A 15776-nucleotide genomic window follows, 5' to 3' on the forward strand; every position below is an offset into this window, starting at 1 on the left:
AAACCAGACTAATAAACGATCAGCTAATGTTCGATTTGGATAAATGGCAGGAAATTACTGCCGCACTAAAAAAGAATAAACTACGGACCATACTTACCGGTCTCGGGGTAATGTTTGGAATCTTAATTCTGGTAACCTTACTGGGTATTGGAAGAGGTTTTCAAAATAATATACAATCCTCATTAGGTAATTTCGCAACAAATTCAACAGTTTTTTGGGTAGAAAAAACTACCAAAGCTTATAAAGGTTTGCCACGAAACAGATCGTATCAGTTTACCAATGATGATTTGGAAGTACTTAAAAGATCGATACCTGAGCTGCAGGATATTGCCCCTGATATAAATGGATGGAGCGGAAATGCCACCAACAATACATTCCGGGAAGATAAAAAAGGAAATTTCAGAATCAAAGGGACTTCACCTGAAATGAACAATGTAAACCCGGTTGAAGTTACTGCCGGTCGTTTTATCAATCAGAATGATTTAAAAGAATTTCGAAAAGTAATTACGATTGGACCAAGAGTTCAGGAACTAATGTTCGAAAAAGATGAAGATCCAATTGGTCAGTACCTTAAAGTAAATGGAATTTATTTTAGAATTATTGGTACAATTAAACCATTAAGTCGAAATATGGGAATGCGCGATGACGTTCTTCAAATGCCATTTACCACCCTGCAGCAATTGTATAACCAAGGAGACAAATTCCGTGTATTCTTAGCAACGGCTAAGGTTGGAGAATCGGTTGCCGACTTGGAAGACAAAATATTTGAGATTCTGGCCAGAAGGCATTCCATTCATCCTGATGACAGACAAGCCATTGGTAATTTTAATATTGCTAAGATGTTCAACAAAATATTTGGCCTTTTTAACAGCATTGGATTCTTATTTTGGGTGATAGGCTTTGGAGTTCTTCTAACCGGTATTATTGGAGTTAGCAATATTATGCATGTAGTTGTAAAAGAAAGAACAAAAGAATTAGGAATTAAACGTGCCATTGGTGCACGTCCTCGTGAAGTTGTTGGTCAAATCATAAATGAAGCCGTTTTCCTCACCACCTTTGCGGGATTCTGGGGACTGGTTTTAGGTGTTTTAATTGTTGAAGGAATCGGTAAAATGACAGAAGGTGATCCTAACCCGCAGATTTTAAATCCTTATGTTGATATAAATGTTGCATTTATAGCACTCGGTGTTTTGGTTTTATTTGGTGTTTTGGCTGGGTTGCTTCCAGCACAAAGAGCCATCAGAATTAAACCCGTAGATGCATTGAGATACGAATAAAAAAAATAATTCATAATCCGAAAATAATACTAGTCATGAAAAAAGTTTTTAGAATTGTATTGGTTGTATTTTTTATCTTCCTTTTTGTAGGAACCATTGTATTCCTATATCAAAAGTCGCAGGATAAACCTGTGGTTTACAACACAAAATCACCTGAAATAACAGATATTATTAAAAAGACGGTTGCAACCGGATCTGTTGTACCAAGGAAAGAAATCGCAATTAAACCTCAGGGAGTTTCCGGAATTATTGAAACTTTATATGTTGAGGCCGGGGATATGCTTAAAAAAGGTGATCCTATTGCTAAAATAAAGATCATTCCTGATATGATTAATTTGAATAGTGCTGAATCGAGAGTAAAAATTGCACAAATTAATTACGAGGATAAAGAAATTAACTATCAGCGAGATAAAGCTTTGTTTGAAAAGAAAGTAATATCAGAATCTGATTTCCAAAAAACACAATTGTCTTTCCGAAATTCTAAGGAAGAGTTACAATCAGCAAAAGATAATCTGCAGTTGATTAAAGAAGGTGTAACCAAAAGTTCTGCAAAAGCTACCAATACCATTATTCGTTCAACAATTGAAGGAATGATACTTGATATTCCGGTAAAAGAAGGAAATTCAGTAATTCAAAGCAATACTTTTAATGATGGAACCACAGTTGCTATTGTTGCTGACATGGGCGAAATGATTTTCCAAGGTAAAGTTGATGAGACTGAAGTTGGGAAAATTGTTCAGGGAATGAACCTTGAATTAACAATTGGTGCAATTGAAGATGTGAAGTTTGACGCTCATCTGGAATACATATCTCCAAAAGGTGTGGAAGAGAATGGTGCCATTCAATTTGAAATAAAAGCCTCTGTTAAGCTTAAAAAAGACTTCTTTATTCGCTCAGGATACAGTGCTAATGCTGAAATTGTACTTGATAAAAGAGAAAAAGTATTGGCTGTAAACGAAAGTCTTTTAGAGTTTAAAAATGATTCAACTTTTGTAGAGGTAGAAACTTCTGAGCAAAAGTTCGAAAAAAGATTTATTAAAACTGGTCTTTCGGATGGTATCAACATTGAAGTTTTAGAAGGCATTACAAAAGACGATAAGCTTAAAGGAGAAAAAAGGAAAAAAATTGAAGAAATAAAAGAGAAGAAAGACTAGGAAAAATTTCCATTGCAGTGGAAAGATTGAATAAGCATCTTTAATTTGTCATTATTAAATTAATAACGGAAGAACTAGTTTTGTCGGATCAAAAAAATACATACACACATGAAAAAAATATTATTACTTGTCCTTGCTTTTGCCTTTTCCTTTTCTGGTATTTATGCTCAGGAATTATGGAATCTGGAAAAATGCATAACACATGCAAAGGAACACAATATCAACCTTAAGTTACAAAAACTGGATGCTGACGTTCAGGCAAACAATACCAGACAATCAAAATTGGATCTTTTACCAGACTTAAATGGTAATACAGGATACAACTTTAACTATGGACGTTCGCTAAGCGCTGACAATACATATGTAAACGAAAACAGTCAAACTGGTTCTCTTGGCCTTTCCTCCAGAGTTACTCTATTCAGTGGTTTTCAAAAATGGAATTCAGTTAAACAAAACGAATTGGATCTTAAAGCAAATTTGCAGGATGTTGAAAAAGCAAAAGAAGATTTAGCACTAAATATCACATCTTACTATTTGGATATTTTATTTAAAAAAGAACTTCTTCAAGTTGCCCAGGAACAACTAAAAGTTACTGAGCTTCAGATTAAAAGAACAGAAGTTTTGGTAGAAGCAGGAACTTTACCAAAAGGAACTTTGATGGAACAAAAAGCTCAGGCTGCACGCGAAGATCTTGCTGTAGTTAACGCACAAAATTCTCTTGATATCGCTTTGCTCGATTTGGCTCAGCTATTGGACTTAGAAGACACGAAAAATTTTGATATCCAGACACCTGAACTACCTGTTTTAAATGCAACCAAATCAATGGTTGATCCTGAATCAGTTTTTATTAATGCATTAACCTTCCGTCCGGAAATGAAAGCGGCACAATACCGTTTGGAAAGCTCTGAGAAAGGTTTGATTATTGCTAAAGGTCAACGTACTCCAACTTTATCAATGTCAGGATCATGGAATTCGGGTTATCGCAGAAATCAACCTGAATATGGATTCGCCACAGACGGAAGCCCTATTATTATCAGAAAAGAAATGAAATTGAACGATCAATTAAGATTGTTTGAATCTAAAAGCTTTGGTTTCAATTTAAGCATTCCAATTTTTAACGGAGGTAGTGTTAATCGAAACATTAGCAACGCAAAAGTAAATATCGACCGTTCCAAATTGAATATGGAGAACTCTAAAAACGCACTGAGAAAGGATATTCAACAAGCACATGCCAATGCAAAGGCTGCCATGAAAAAGTTTTTCTCTAGTGAAACAGCAGTTTCTTCAACCGAAGAAGCCTTCCGTTATACTGAAGAAAAATTCAACTTAGGTTTGGTAAATTCAGTTGATTACAATCAGGAAAAAAACAATCTTTTCAAATCTAAATCGGATTTACTGCAAGCGAAATACGAATACATATTCCGCACCAAAATTCTTGATTTCTATAATGGAATCGAAATAAATTTATAATCAAGTTTCAAATTCAAAAAAGCTCTCAGCCCATTTCGGGTTGAGAGTTTTTTTTATCAAGTAAGTATTTCCTTCTAATTATTTGTCTTAGTAATAGAACTGTTTTAAAACCATATCATTTCCCCATTTTAATAAATTTGGATAGTGCATTGGTCATATTATTTGAACTGTTATCGTTCACAATTAGTATTTTATCCTTTATTTTGCATTGATTTTAAATTTTATCAAATGGCATTACTATTACATATAGAGACATCAACAGCGGTTTGTTCTGTTGCATTAGGGAAAGATGGTGATTTACTGGCTCTTAAAGAAACGAAAGAAGGAATGAAACACGCAACTCACCTAACCGTTTTTATTCAAAACATTTTAAAGGAGAATAATTTAACTCCAACCGATTTAGACGGTGTTGTTATTAGTATGGGCCCTGGATCGTATACTGGCTTACGTATTGGGGTATCAACAGCCAAAGGGATTTGTTACGGAGCTAACCTGCCTCTAATCTCAATAAATACTTTGCAGGCAATGACAAAGCCATTACTTGAGAATAAAGAAATTACGTCTCTATTGACTAATCCTGAAAAAGCCTACTACTGTCCGATGATTGATGCAAGAAGGATGGAAGTTTACACGGCCTTTTTCAATTGCAAAAATGAATTGGCCGGAGATATTTCTGCTGATATTATTGATGAAAACTCCTACTCGAAAGAACTTTCGGAAAGAGAAATTATTTTCTTTGGTGATGGCTCTTCAAAGTGCAAAGAAGTAATCAAAAGTAAAAATGGCATCTTTCTTGATAATGTAACACCATCGGCAGTAGGAATGATAGAACTGGCTGAAATAAAATTTCAGAATCAGGAATTTGAAGATGTAGCTTATTTTGAGCCCTTTTATCTGAAAGATTTTGTTGCAACTACTCCTAAAAAGAATATCTTTAATTAAGAATCAACAATAGTCCATATGTATAAATTATCTCTTAGCATTCTTCTAATTTTTCTAAGCCATACACTTTTACTGGCCGATTCACCTATTAAGAATGCCGAAAAGGGGGAAAATCTAAGATATGTTATACATTATGGAATTATTCGAGGAGGAAAAGCAAGCCTAAAAATCAGACGTGAAAAAATAGATGGCAAAGATCTGTATCATGCAACTCTAACTGGGAAAACCATCGGATTATTCAATTCGCTGTATAAAGTAAAAGATACATACGAGAGTTTTATTAATACAGAAACTCTGTTGCCGGTAAAAGCAATTAGAGATATTCGCGAAGGGAATTACAAAAGATATACTGAAATTGTTTTTAACCGGGAAAAGAATGAAGTGAACTCAACACGTTCCGGAATTCATAAAGTACCAGCAGGAACACATGATATTTTATCGGCTTTTTACTTTGCAAGAGCCAATCATTTCAATTCAAATTTAAAAGTTGGAGAAGTAGTCAAGATTCAAACTCACTTCTCTGATGAATTGTTTCTTCTTCAATTCCGATTCATGGGATATGAAACAATTAACAGCAAAATTGGAGATGTGAACTGTTATAAGTTCATACCAATTGTTGCAACAGGCAGAGCATTTAAAGATGAAGATGATATGACTATCTGGATATCTGCTGATGCAAACCGGATTCCGGTCCGCGTACAATTCGATCTTTTTATTGGTTCATTGCGTTGCGATTTGATGAATTTTTCAGATTTCTCCTATGACTCACTATTGGATAACGACTAATTTTTTGCCATTTCCGAGGTATCTATTTCAAACAAAGCCTTATAATATTTCAGAATATTAATTGTTTACCCTATTTTTGCAAAACTCAAAAGAAAACGAAACTTTTCTTTTCTTAGAAATGATTATTAAAATTTAATATTATATCATGGCATCTACTACAGATTTTAAAAATGGAATGTGTATCCACTATAAAGGAGATTTATATACCATTGTTCAATTCCAACACGTAAAACCAGGTAAGGGTCCTGCCTTTGTTAGAACAAAACTTAAAAATGTTAAAACAGGTAAAGTTATTGACAATACTTTTAACTCTGGTGTGAAAATTGACATAGCCCGTATTGAAAGACGCCCTCATCAATTCCTTTATAAAGATGATATGGGATATAATTTGATGCATACAGAAACATACGAACAAATTGTTTTACCTGAAGAATTGTTTAACGCAGCTGACCTTTTAAAAGAAGGTGAAATGGTTGAGGCGGTTTTCCACGCCGACACAGAAACGCCATTGTATGTTGATCTTCCTGCTCATGTTGTTATGGAAGTTACTTACACAGAACCTGGTTTAAGAGGCGATAGTTCATCGACCTCATCGCTAAAAGCAGCAACTGTAGAAAGTGGTGCGACCATAATGGTACCTTTATTTATCAACACAGGCGATTTAATTAAAATTGACACGCGCGATCACTCTTATTCAGAGCGCGTAAAAGCATAATTCCTATAAACTCATCATCAAAAAAGGATTCTTTATGGAATCCTTTTTTTTTTTCATATTTCCGATTGGCTGATGATTTGATATTTATTAAATTAGCATGGAACATAAACCCCCCTATCGTGATCAAGCAACAATCTGTTAACAGCAAATTTAAGCTCAACCTAATCCTTAAAATTACTCAGGCGATTAATGAAAACTTATCAATTGATGAGCTTTTGCAGCAGTATAAGAATATCTTATTTAATGATCTTAAGATTGGGAAAATTGCGGTTTATAAATTTAGTTCTCACTGGGAAAAATTATTGATATCCGGTATTTCAAAAGAATGCATTGATAAGATCAAAATTGGAAAACACTTAAGCAGTATTTCTGAAATCACATATATCTCGCGTGATTTACCCGAAGTACTCTGGTCTTTTGATTTTATTATTCCGGTTATCCACAAAAATTCGGTTCTTGCATACATCCTAATTGGTGATATTGATGAAGAAATGGAAGGGATGAGCCCGGCAATCAAACACCTTAGCTTTATACAAACCATTTCCAATATTATTATTGTGGCAATGGAGAACAAACGCCTGTACAAACAATTATTGATTCAGGAAGCTTTTAAGAAGGAAATGGAATTGGCTTCAAAAATCCAAAGCCTTCTAATACCCAATCAAAGCTCTTTACCGCAAAATCAATATATTTCTACCTGCGGATATTATCAGCCACACTTTGAAATTGGCGGCGATTATTATGATTTTATCAACTTTAACGATCAGGAATTGGGATTTTGCATTGGCGATGTTTCAGGAAAAGGAATCCCGGCAGCCCTAATCATGTCTAATTTTCAAGCTACATTGCGGGCGCTTTTCCGGCCTGAAACACCGCTGGATGAACTCATGATTCAATTGAACCAAAAAGTATGCGACAACTCAAGCAGTGAGAAATTCCTGACCTTTTTTATCGGAATTTACAATTACACCACAAGAAAATTAAAATATGTGAATGCCAGTCATCACCCTCCACTTCTTTACAATTTTGAAAATGGAGAAACTACCTCACTAAAAAAAGGATGTATTGGTTTGGGTATGCTTAATGAAATTCCAGCCATATCAATTGGAGAAATTACGATTAATGAGCATTCAAAGCTGCTTTGCTATACCGATGGATTAATAGAACTGGAAAGAGATGATCAAATGGAAGTAGGCGTTCAGTTCCTAACCAAAACGTTCGCAACACAAAAAAATATTTCAGATACCTTTGCAGATCTGATACATCACATTGACATCGGAAAAAAGAATAAGGCCGTAATAGATGATATCTCATTGTTCGGCATTGAATTCAAAACAACACAAATGTAAAAAGAACCGGCTAATGCCGGTCCTTTTTACATTTAAATAAGATTTCCTTATTGTATTTCGAAAGCGATATCTTTTGAGACTGATTTTCCAGCAGTATCTTTAACTGTTACAGAAAACTTATAAGCTCCAGGCTTAGCATTATCAGGAGTTGCTATATTAAAACTAATTACTTTTGATACTCCGGAAATAGCAGGTACTGCATTGCCAGCAGCATCAGTATCTGAAAGGCTATTAAAACTAAACTCTTCAACAGTTTTTGCAGACTTAACTCCAGTATACGATACAGTTACAGTATAAGATGCTAATGCAACATTATCCGTGGCAGTAAAGTTGACACTTAAATTTGAACCTGCTGTAACTACTGTGCTTGTTGTTGGGCTAGCAATTGTAACTGTAGGATCAACAGTATCTTCTTTGTCATCACCACCACTACTGCCACAACTCATCATACCTATTGAGAAAAGAACGATAAGGGCATACTTTAAGAATTTCATATAATCTGATTTTAGTTTGTGATTTAGTTTTATGTAATAAAAATAGTTGATAGCTAGCAAACTAGCAAGCAACTACAAGGAAATAATTCTTTTTACCTTTTTGAACCAAAAAATATTTATCTGCAATTAAATGTTCTTTTGTAATTAACATCTCCGGATTATCTACTTTTTCCTTATTAATACTGATTGCATTGCCTTTAAAAAGTCTTCTTAATTCTCCTTTCGATGGAAATACATCTGTTTTAACAGCCAATAATTCCAAAACATCAATGCCATTGTCAAATTCAGACTTACTAACAGAAAATTGAGGTACTCCTTCAAAAACTGATAAGAATGTCTCTTCATCCAATTTTTTCAAAACATCAGCTGTGGCTTTTCCAAATAAAATTTGAGATGCTTCAACTGCTGTATTGTAATCTTCTTCGGAGTGAATCATGATAGTTACCTCTTTAGCCAACCTCTGCTGCAATTTTCTCATATGAGGAGCTTCCTGATGTTCTTCTATCAGAGCAAAAATTTCTTCTTTCGGAAGAAGTGTGAATATTTTAAGGTATTTCGCGGCATCTTCATCAGAGGTGTTCAACCAAAACTGGTAGAATTTATAAGGCGAAGTACGTTTAGGATCTAACCAAATATTTCCTGATTCTGTTTTTCCGAACTTTCCACCATCTGCTTTAGTAATCAGCGGACAAGTTATCGCAAAAGCAGTACCACTTTCTTTTCGGCGAATTAATTCTGTTCCGGTAGTAATGTTTCCCCACTGATCGGAACCACCCATTTGCAATTTGCAGTTCTTAGTTCGGTAAAGTTCCAAAAAGTCGGTTCCCTGCACTAATTGGTAAGTAAATTCGGTAAAAGACATTCCTGCTTTAGAATCAGCACTTAATCTTTTCTTTACAGAATCCTTACTCATCATATAGTTCACAGTAAGGTGTTTGCCAATATCACGAATAAAATCAAGAAAAGTAAAGTCCTTCATCCAATCGTAATTGTTCACCATTTCGGCAGCATTTGCGGCATCTGAATCAAAATCCATGAACTTGGAAAGCTGCGCACGTAAACATTCCTGATTGTGACGAAGAGTTTTTTCATCCAGTAGATTTCTTTCCTGAGATTTCCCTGAAGGATCTCCTATCATGCCGGTTGCTCCACCTACCAATACAATTGGCTTGTGCCCTGATACCTGAAAATGTTTTAACATCATTACACCAACAAGGTGTCCGATGTGCAGTGAATCTGCCGTAGGATCAATTCCTACATAAGCTGATGTTAGTTCTTTTGCAAGTTGTTCTTCTATTCCAGGCATCATATCGTGAATCATGCCCCGCCACTGGAGTTCCTCTATAAAATTCATCTGTTCTGTATTTAATTTCCTGATAGGAATCTAATTATCAATTTTCTATTTGAATGGCAAAGATAAGAATTTTACCATTTTATTATGCTGTAATTTTTTCTATTCAACAACCAGTGAAATCAAGCTGTATAAAATCCCCGATATCAGTAAAATATTATAGATAAAAGAAAGCATAAAGAATTTCACAATTGTTTTTATCCATGATTGCCGATAATAAAATTTCAAGGCCAGAAAAAGCTGTACGGGAATCAATAAATAAAGATAAAAAGCAAACGATTGTAAAAACTCTAACTTAGTCATTATCAACAACTCACTAACAATCACAATCACAAAAATAAAAGAATGGAAATTAAGTGATATTAATAAATGTTCTAACAAATAATGCTTCCTTCGGATGTAAAACAGTGCCAAAAACAAAGCAAATACCGGAAGTATAATCAGCAAGGTTTGTGATAATTTTTTATAGACATTATCCATCATCAAGGTCGGATTTAACTTCCACATGTCAATCACACGTTTTATATCAGAATTTCCGAACTTGTTATTCTTCCCTCCCTTTCCGCCAAAAGTAATTGATTGCGCCGTTTGTGCAGTATCCTGACTAATATTTAAGTTAAACAATCCTTTTTTTAATTCTGAATTGGTCAAAGAATCTGACTCCAAGCTATCTATCTGGTTTTTATTTTCATCAACCATATCCTCGAAATAGGATAATACATCAACATCTTTTCCTTCCTCTGTTGTAAAAGTAAAGTTTTTTTCTGCCTGAGTTTCGGGCATGTGGTTGTGGGAAAGCAGTAAAAATGCAAAAAAAGTAAGAAATAGATACAGTCGAAAAGGTGGCGTATATCTGGCTCTTTTTCCTTTCATAAATTCTTTGGTAAGATAACCCGGACGAACAAATAGCGGGACTATCGTATGAAGAAATTTATTATCAAGCGATAGAGCATCACCAAGCGATTCGGACAAGACACTAAAAAAAGGTCTGTGAAAATCTTTTACCGACTGACCACAATTGGAACAAAAACTTCCATTAACCGGATGTTCACAATTAGCACAAAACCCCTCAAAATGAAAAACTTTCCTTTTGGGAAGTTTTTGGATGTATTTCTTAATTATTTCTTTCATTAGACTTCAAGAGGGAGTTCTTCTTTCACTTTTTCCTTAATCTTTTCTTTCGTATCACTAAAATCTGAATTAAACAATTCAAACATCTTTTCCGAAACAGTTGTCATTGGACTATATAAGTAGCTTTCATCCTTTTTTTCATCTGAAATAAATTCAAATTTTCGATCTAAATAATCAACAAAATAGACAATAATACCGATTATAATAATCCCCTTCATTAAACCAAATACCATTCCCAAAATTCGGTTAAACATCCCTAAAGCAACAGCTTCAACAAGTGAATTTAGAAGCTTGCCAATGATATGAACAATAATTACAATGACAATAAATGTGATTCCAAATGAAATGTATCCCATGTATTCGGAGTCGTAATTAAAACGATCCCTTATGAATTGCGCCGTAAAATCGGAGAAATGAATGGCACCATAGATCCCTAATACTAAAGCAATCAAGGTAGCAATCTCAAAGATGAAACCATTCTTAAAACCTTTAACCATTACCCAAAGCAATGGAATACCTATCAATATATCGATAATATTCATTTGTAATGCGTTTCTAATTTGACAATGATCACCAAATATAAGTAAAAACCAACATAACCTGAGCATAATATTTAGATAAGAAACAAGACCTCAATTAAAATTTCTTTATATTTAAATCAGTAAACTATTCAAATATGGCTTTAATAAACTCTCTTGTTAGTTGGCTGAATACGAAAAGACTCTCTCAGATCGATTTTTTTAAAAATCATCCGATTGAAACTCAGAAAGAAACCCTTACGCAATTAATCGAACAAGCTTCGAATACTGAATGGGGAAAAAAGTATGACTTTAAAAGTATTCGCACACTTTCTGAATTTAAAGATAGATTGCCGGTTCAAACCTATGAAGATATTGAACCTTACATTAACAGACTTAGGAATGGTGAGCAAAATATTTTTTGGCCTTCCGAAATAAAATGGTTTGCCAAATCGTCAGGCACCACCAATTCGAAAAGTAAATTTATTCCGGTGAGTAAAGAAGCTTTGGAAGACTGTCACTTTCGAGGAGGAAAAGACATTTTAGCCATCTATACTTCTCTGTTCCCCGAAACCGGGATTTTTAGAGGGAAAGGATTAACACTTGGAGGAAGTCATCAGATTAACAACATCAAAAATGATTCTTACTATGGCGATTTGTCGGCTATTCTAATTCAAAATTTACCTTTTTGGGCTGATTTTATAAGAACACCTGATACGTCTATTGTATTGATGGATGAATGGGAAGAAAAACTGAATAAAATGACAGAAGCAACACTGAATGAGAATGTAACCAGTTTATCTGGTGTACCTTCCTGGTTTCTGGTTCTGTTAAAACATATTTTAAATGCTTCAGGCAAAAACAACATTCACGAAATATGGCCTAATCTTGAACTTTTTGTTCACGGCGGTGTTAGTTTCGACCCTTACCGTGAACAATTTAAAGAATTATTGCCATCGCAGAATATGAACTATCTGGAGACTTATAATGCCTCCGAAGGTTTTTTCGGAATTCAGGATAATCCTTTGGATGATTCACTTCTTTTGATGTTGGATTACGGAATTTATTATGAATTTATTCCTGTCGGATGTTTGGCCAATGATCATCCAAAAGCCATCAGTTTAGAAGAGGTAAAACTTCATACAAACTACGTAATCGTTATTACAACCAATGGAGGATTGTGGCGTTATCAAATTGGAGACACCATCCGATTTACATCAAAAGCCCCGTTTAAATTTAAGATTTCGGGCAGAACCAAACTATTCATCAATGCCTTTGGTGAGGAATTAATTATTGACAATGCCGAAAAGGCAATTCAAACAGCGTGTGCCAAAACCAATTCAATCATTAAAGAGTATACAGCCGCTCCTGTGTTTATGGCATCGAATCAAAAAGGGGCTCACCAATGGTTAATTGAATTTGAAAAAGCACCCGGCAACATTGACGAATTCAATTTCATATTAGACAATGCCTTAATGAGTGCAAACTCTGATTATGAGGCAAAAAGATACAAAAACATTACTCTTGAGAAACCACACATTACCATCGCTAAACCTGGTTTATTTTATCAGTGGCTGAAAGAAAAAGGGAAATTGGGCGGTCAGAATAAAGTGCCCCGACTTTCAAATAATCGTGATTTAATTGAGGAACTACTACAAAAAAACAACTAATTATTTATGCTGCAATTCCTTCTTTGGATATCTCTTTTGTTTCCATCTCAAAATAATGTTCAAATCAATCAGATTCATGATTTTATTTCGGTTGATCACCTAGGCAATATATTTGTCGTGAATAAGTCCGAATTAATGGAATTCAATTCGAAGGGAGAGAAATTGGCCGTTTTTTCGAATTCCATGCTGGGTTCTATCTGTCATATTGATGCCTCGAACCCACTTCGAATACTAATTTTTTACAATGATTTTAATCAAATATTATTTCTGGACCGTAATCTGGCAGAAATTGGCGGCGAAATTGATTTATTTGAATTTTCGGATAACGAAACCGAATTGGTTTGCACTTCTGCAAATGGTGGGTTTTGGATTTATAATTCAAATGACAATCAGGCAATTCATATTTCGGACATTGGCAAAATAATAAATCAAAGCAGCTTACTGAACTCCTTTTTTCAGGATTGTATTCCTGATAAAATGCTGGAATACAACAACGATTTGTACCTCCTTTATCCGGAAATGGGAATTCTGAATCTGGATCGGAACGGCCAATTCAAGAAAAAAATTTCACTGCCGGGCATCAAAAACTTCCAAATATCCAAAAACACACTTCTATACACAACTGAATCAGGAATTTATTCCTTTCAGCCAATGGCTAAAGAAGACAAATTAATTTTCAATTTAGAAGATTCGAAAGATGCTCAGCTTACCATCCAAAACAACATTTTGTATGTCTCCAATAAAAAGTCAATATCAATTAAAGCACTAACACTCTGATTAAAAATAACCTGCAATTTATTGGTGTTTTTTCCAATTGAATTCCTGAAAAATATTCTTAATTTTAGTTGCCTTTTTCACACAAAGTAAACATAAATATGCACATTGCTGTTGCCGGAAATATTGGAGCTGGTAAAACTACACTAGCCGGATTATTAGCTAAACACTACGGATGGGAAGCTCATTTCGAAGATGTTGATGAAAATCCATATTTAAATGATTTTTACGATGATATGAAGCGATGGTCGTTCGCTCTTCAGATTCATTTTTTAAATAGTCGTTTTAATCAGGTTTTGGCCTTACGCAAATCCGGGAAAGACATCATTCAGGACAGAACCATCTACGAGGATGCCTATATTTTTGCTCCCAATCTGGAATCGATGAGTTTAATGCCCAGAAGAGATTTTGACAACTATCTGTCTCTTTTCAATATCATGAGTTCATTAATTCAGCCACCGGATCTGCTTATTTATTTACGCGCAAGCATTCCTACGCTGGTAAGTCATATTCAGGAGCGTGGACGTAATTATGAGGAAACCATTCGTTTAGATTATCTGAAGCGTTTAAATGAACGCTATGAAGCATGGATATCGGGCTATGCAAATGGTAAACTGCTGATTATTGATGTGGACAACATTAATTTCCTGAAAACCCCTAAAGACTTAAGTGAGGTAATCAACAAAATTGATGCTCAGCTAAACGGACTCTTTTAAAAAGAAGCTGTGAATTGATGATTACAGGTTAAGACTGTCTGGCTTGTAAATCCAATTCCGAATTTATAATTCAAAACTGATAATTCTTTCAAATTATGCATATCGCAATAGCTGGAAACATTGGCTCTGGTAAAACTACCCTTACCGAACTGCTTGCAAAACAATATGGATGGGAGGCTCATTACGAGGACGTTGACGAGAACCCCTATTTAAATGATTTTTACGATGACATGAAACGATGGTCGTTCAATCTTCAAATTTACTTTCTCAAAAGTCGGTTCAACCAAATTATGGAAATCCGTAAGGCGGGAAAAAATGTAATTCAGGATCGTACCATTTATGAAGATGCCATGATTTTTGCTCCGAATTTATTTGATATGGGTTTGATGTCGCAACGCGATTTTAAAAATTACAACAACCTGTTCGAATTAATGGGATCAATGGTTCAAGCTCCCGATTTGCTAATCTATTTGCGATCGTCTGTTCCTACATTGGTCAATCAAATTCAGAAAAGAGGCCGCAATTACGAAGAAACCATCCGTCTGGATTACTTAAAAAACCTGAATGCCAGATACGAAACATGGATTCAGAATTACAATCGTGGCAAACTATTGATTGTAGATGCCGACAATATTGATTTTCTGGATAATCCTGAAGATTTAAACAATATTATGGATAAGGTAGAGGCTCAAATTCACGGATTGTTTTAAAAACGGTAAAACAATCCGATTGATAATTCAGGAAGAGAGATTTTATCAAATCCAAGAAAATATTGATACGGATCTCCATTTTCATCTTTTGCAGTTACAGTTTCCGGGAAATCCGGAATATAAGTGTATCTCAAATTCATATCGAAACTCCATGTACTCGATAAATTGTATAAAAAACCAATAATTGGTGTTAAACCAACTTTATTTTCTTTAATTGTTCTCTTCTGATTTAAGTTCCCAACCGATGTCGAAATAAAGCTAATGCTGTTTTGATAATGGAAATAACCAAAAGCAAGCGATGTGTACGGTCGAAAATCCCGATCCCAACTTTCAAAAAAATAAGACCCTTTAAACTGGGCCGATGCAATATTGTAATTCACATCGTAATTTCCAAAATGATTGCCATTCCAAAAATTATCCTGTCCTAATATACTGTAAGCAATCTCGGCACCTACGCCTATTCTTTTATTCAGCATCATCTGACCGGTTACCCTAAATGCTGGTCCTCCTTTTGCTTGATCTCCAAAATCACCCAAAGGATACTGATAGCCTACTGAAGCCCCGACTAACAATTCCTTTTCCTTGTAGTATTGAGCTTTCCCTGCAGAACAGATACCAATTGCCAAAAGGGAAAATATAATAGATTTAAACCTCATCGATTCTATTTTTTTAATTTATCAGCCACTAAAATACAAAAAAATGGGAACCAAATTGGCTCC

16 protein-coding genes are annotated in these 15776 nt (G+C 34.7%); 11 read left to right on the forward strand and 5 right to left on the reverse strand.

The annotated features are described in order from the left end of the window. Window positions 1–26: 26 nt before the first annotated feature. The 7 genes from GQR60_RS14115 (at window position 27) to GQR60_RS20285 (ending at window position 7693) form a co-directional block, all read left to right on the forward strand. Window positions 27–1277: an ABC transporter permease gene (locus tag GQR60_RS14115; RefSeq protein ID WP_124993552.1), complete on the forward strand. Its 1251-nt coding sequence runs from the start codon at window positions 27–29 to the stop codon at window positions 1275–1277. 35 nt (window positions 1278–1312) lie between these two features. Continuing rightward, the gene (locus tag GQR60_RS14120) at window positions 1313–2431 is read left to right on the forward strand and encodes an efflux RND transporter periplasmic adaptor subunit (protein ID WP_124993553.1); all 1119 of its coding nucleotides are present in this window, start codon (window positions 1313–1315) and stop codon (window positions 2429–2431) included. A 108-nt stretch (window positions 2432–2539) separates the two neighbouring features. Beyond that, on the forward strand, window positions 2540–3901 hold the full coding sequence (locus GQR60_RS14125; protein WP_124993554.1) for a TolC family protein: 1362 nt from the start codon (window positions 2540–2542) through the stop codon (window positions 3899–3901). Between the two features lie 228 nt (window positions 3902–4129). Further along, on the forward strand, window positions 4130–4843 hold the full coding sequence (tsaB, locus tag GQR60_RS14130) for a tRNA (adenosine(37)-N6)-threonylcarbamoyltransferase complex dimerization subunit type 1 TsaB (protein ID WP_124993555.1): 714 nt from the start codon (window positions 4130–4132) through the stop codon (window positions 4841–4843). A gap of 18 nt (window positions 4844–4861) precedes the next feature. Further along, the gene (locus GQR60_RS14135) at window positions 4862–5629 is read left to right on the forward strand and encodes a DUF3108 domain-containing protein (protein ID WP_124993556.1); all 768 of its coding nucleotides are present in this window, start codon (window positions 4862–4864) and stop codon (window positions 5627–5629) included. 145 nt (window positions 5630–5774) lie between these two features. Beyond that, window positions 5775–6344: an elongation factor P gene (efp, locus tag GQR60_RS14140; protein ID WP_101310267.1), complete on the forward strand. Its 570-nt coding sequence runs from the start codon at window positions 5775–5777 to the stop codon at window positions 6342–6344. Between the two features lie 119 nt (window positions 6345–6463). Beyond that, the gene (locus GQR60_RS20285; protein WP_124993557.1) at window positions 6464–7693 is read left to right on the forward strand and encodes a PP2C family protein-serine/threonine phosphatase; all 1230 of its coding nucleotides are present in this window, start codon (window positions 6464–6466) and stop codon (window positions 7691–7693) included. 47 nt (window positions 7694–7740) lie between these two features. Here the strand turns inward: GQR60_RS20285 and GQR60_RS14150 are convergent, their stop codons facing one another. From GQR60_RS14150 to GQR60_RS14165, 4 genes are all read right to left on the reverse strand, one after another. Then, entirely contained in the window at window positions 7741–8187 is a 447-nt protein-coding gene (locus tag GQR60_RS14150) for a DUF4625 domain-containing protein (protein ID WP_124993558.1), read from the reverse strand. 61 nt (window positions 8188–8248) lie between these two features. After that, on the reverse strand, window positions 8249–9541 hold the full coding sequence (gene tyrS, locus GQR60_RS14155; RefSeq protein ID WP_124993559.1) for a tyrosine--tRNA ligase: 1293 nt from the start codon (window positions 9539–9541) through the stop codon (window positions 8249–8251). A gap of 99 nt (window positions 9542–9640) precedes the next feature. Next, window positions 9641–10669 (reverse strand): DUF3667 domain-containing protein, encoded by a 1029-nt coding sequence (locus GQR60_RS14160; protein ID WP_124993560.1) that lies wholly within the window; start codon window positions 10667–10669, stop codon window positions 9641–9643. Continuing rightward, window positions 10669–11211 carry a CvpA family protein gene (locus GQR60_RS14165; protein WP_160463489.1) on the reverse strand — a complete coding sequence of 181 codons (543 nt, stop codon included), beginning with the start codon at window positions 11209–11211 and terminating at the stop codon, window positions 10669–10671. The genes GQR60_RS14160 and GQR60_RS14165 overlap by 1 nt, the downstream gene beginning before the upstream one ends. 134 nt (window positions 11212–11345) lie before the next feature. Between GQR60_RS14165 and GQR60_RS14170 the strand changes: the two genes are divergently transcribed. From GQR60_RS14170 to GQR60_RS14185, 4 genes are all read left to right on the forward strand, one after another. Then, the gene (locus GQR60_RS14170) at window positions 11346–12857 is read left to right on the forward strand and encodes a GH3 auxin-responsive promoter family protein (protein WP_124993562.1); all 1512 of its coding nucleotides are present in this window, start codon (window positions 11346–11348) and stop codon (window positions 12855–12857) included. A 6-nt stretch (window positions 12858–12863) separates the two neighbouring features. Beyond that, window positions 12864–13634 carry a hypothetical protein gene (locus GQR60_RS14175; protein WP_124993563.1) on the forward strand — a complete coding sequence of 257 codons (771 nt, stop codon included), beginning with the start codon at window positions 12864–12866 and terminating at the stop codon, window positions 13632–13634. Window positions 13635–13732: 98 nt separating this feature from the next. Further along, window positions 13733–14347: a deoxynucleoside kinase gene (locus GQR60_RS14180; protein WP_124993564.1), complete on the forward strand. Its 615-nt coding sequence runs from the start codon at window positions 13733–13735 to the stop codon at window positions 14345–14347. A 95-nt stretch (window positions 14348–14442) separates the two neighbouring features. Next, window positions 14443–15057 carry a deoxynucleoside kinase gene (locus tag GQR60_RS14185; RefSeq protein WP_124993565.1) on the forward strand — a complete coding sequence of 205 codons (615 nt, stop codon included), beginning with the start codon at window positions 14443–14445 and terminating at the stop codon, window positions 15055–15057. On the opposite strand, the gene GQR60_RS14190 is transcribed toward GQR60_RS14185, so the two are convergent. After that, window positions 15054–15713 carry an outer membrane beta-barrel protein gene (locus GQR60_RS14190; RefSeq protein ID WP_124993566.1) on the reverse strand — a complete coding sequence of 220 codons (660 nt, stop codon included), beginning with the start codon at window positions 15711–15713 and terminating at the stop codon, window positions 15054–15056. The genes GQR60_RS14185 and GQR60_RS14190 overlap by 4 nt on opposite strands. Window positions 15714–15776: the final 63 nt, after the last annotated feature.

It is taken from the genome of Labilibaculum euxinicum, from assembly GCF_009795715.1.
Classification (GTDB): domain Bacteria; phylum Bacteroidota; class Bacteroidia; order Bacteroidales; family Marinifilaceae; genus Labilibaculum; species Labilibaculum euxinus.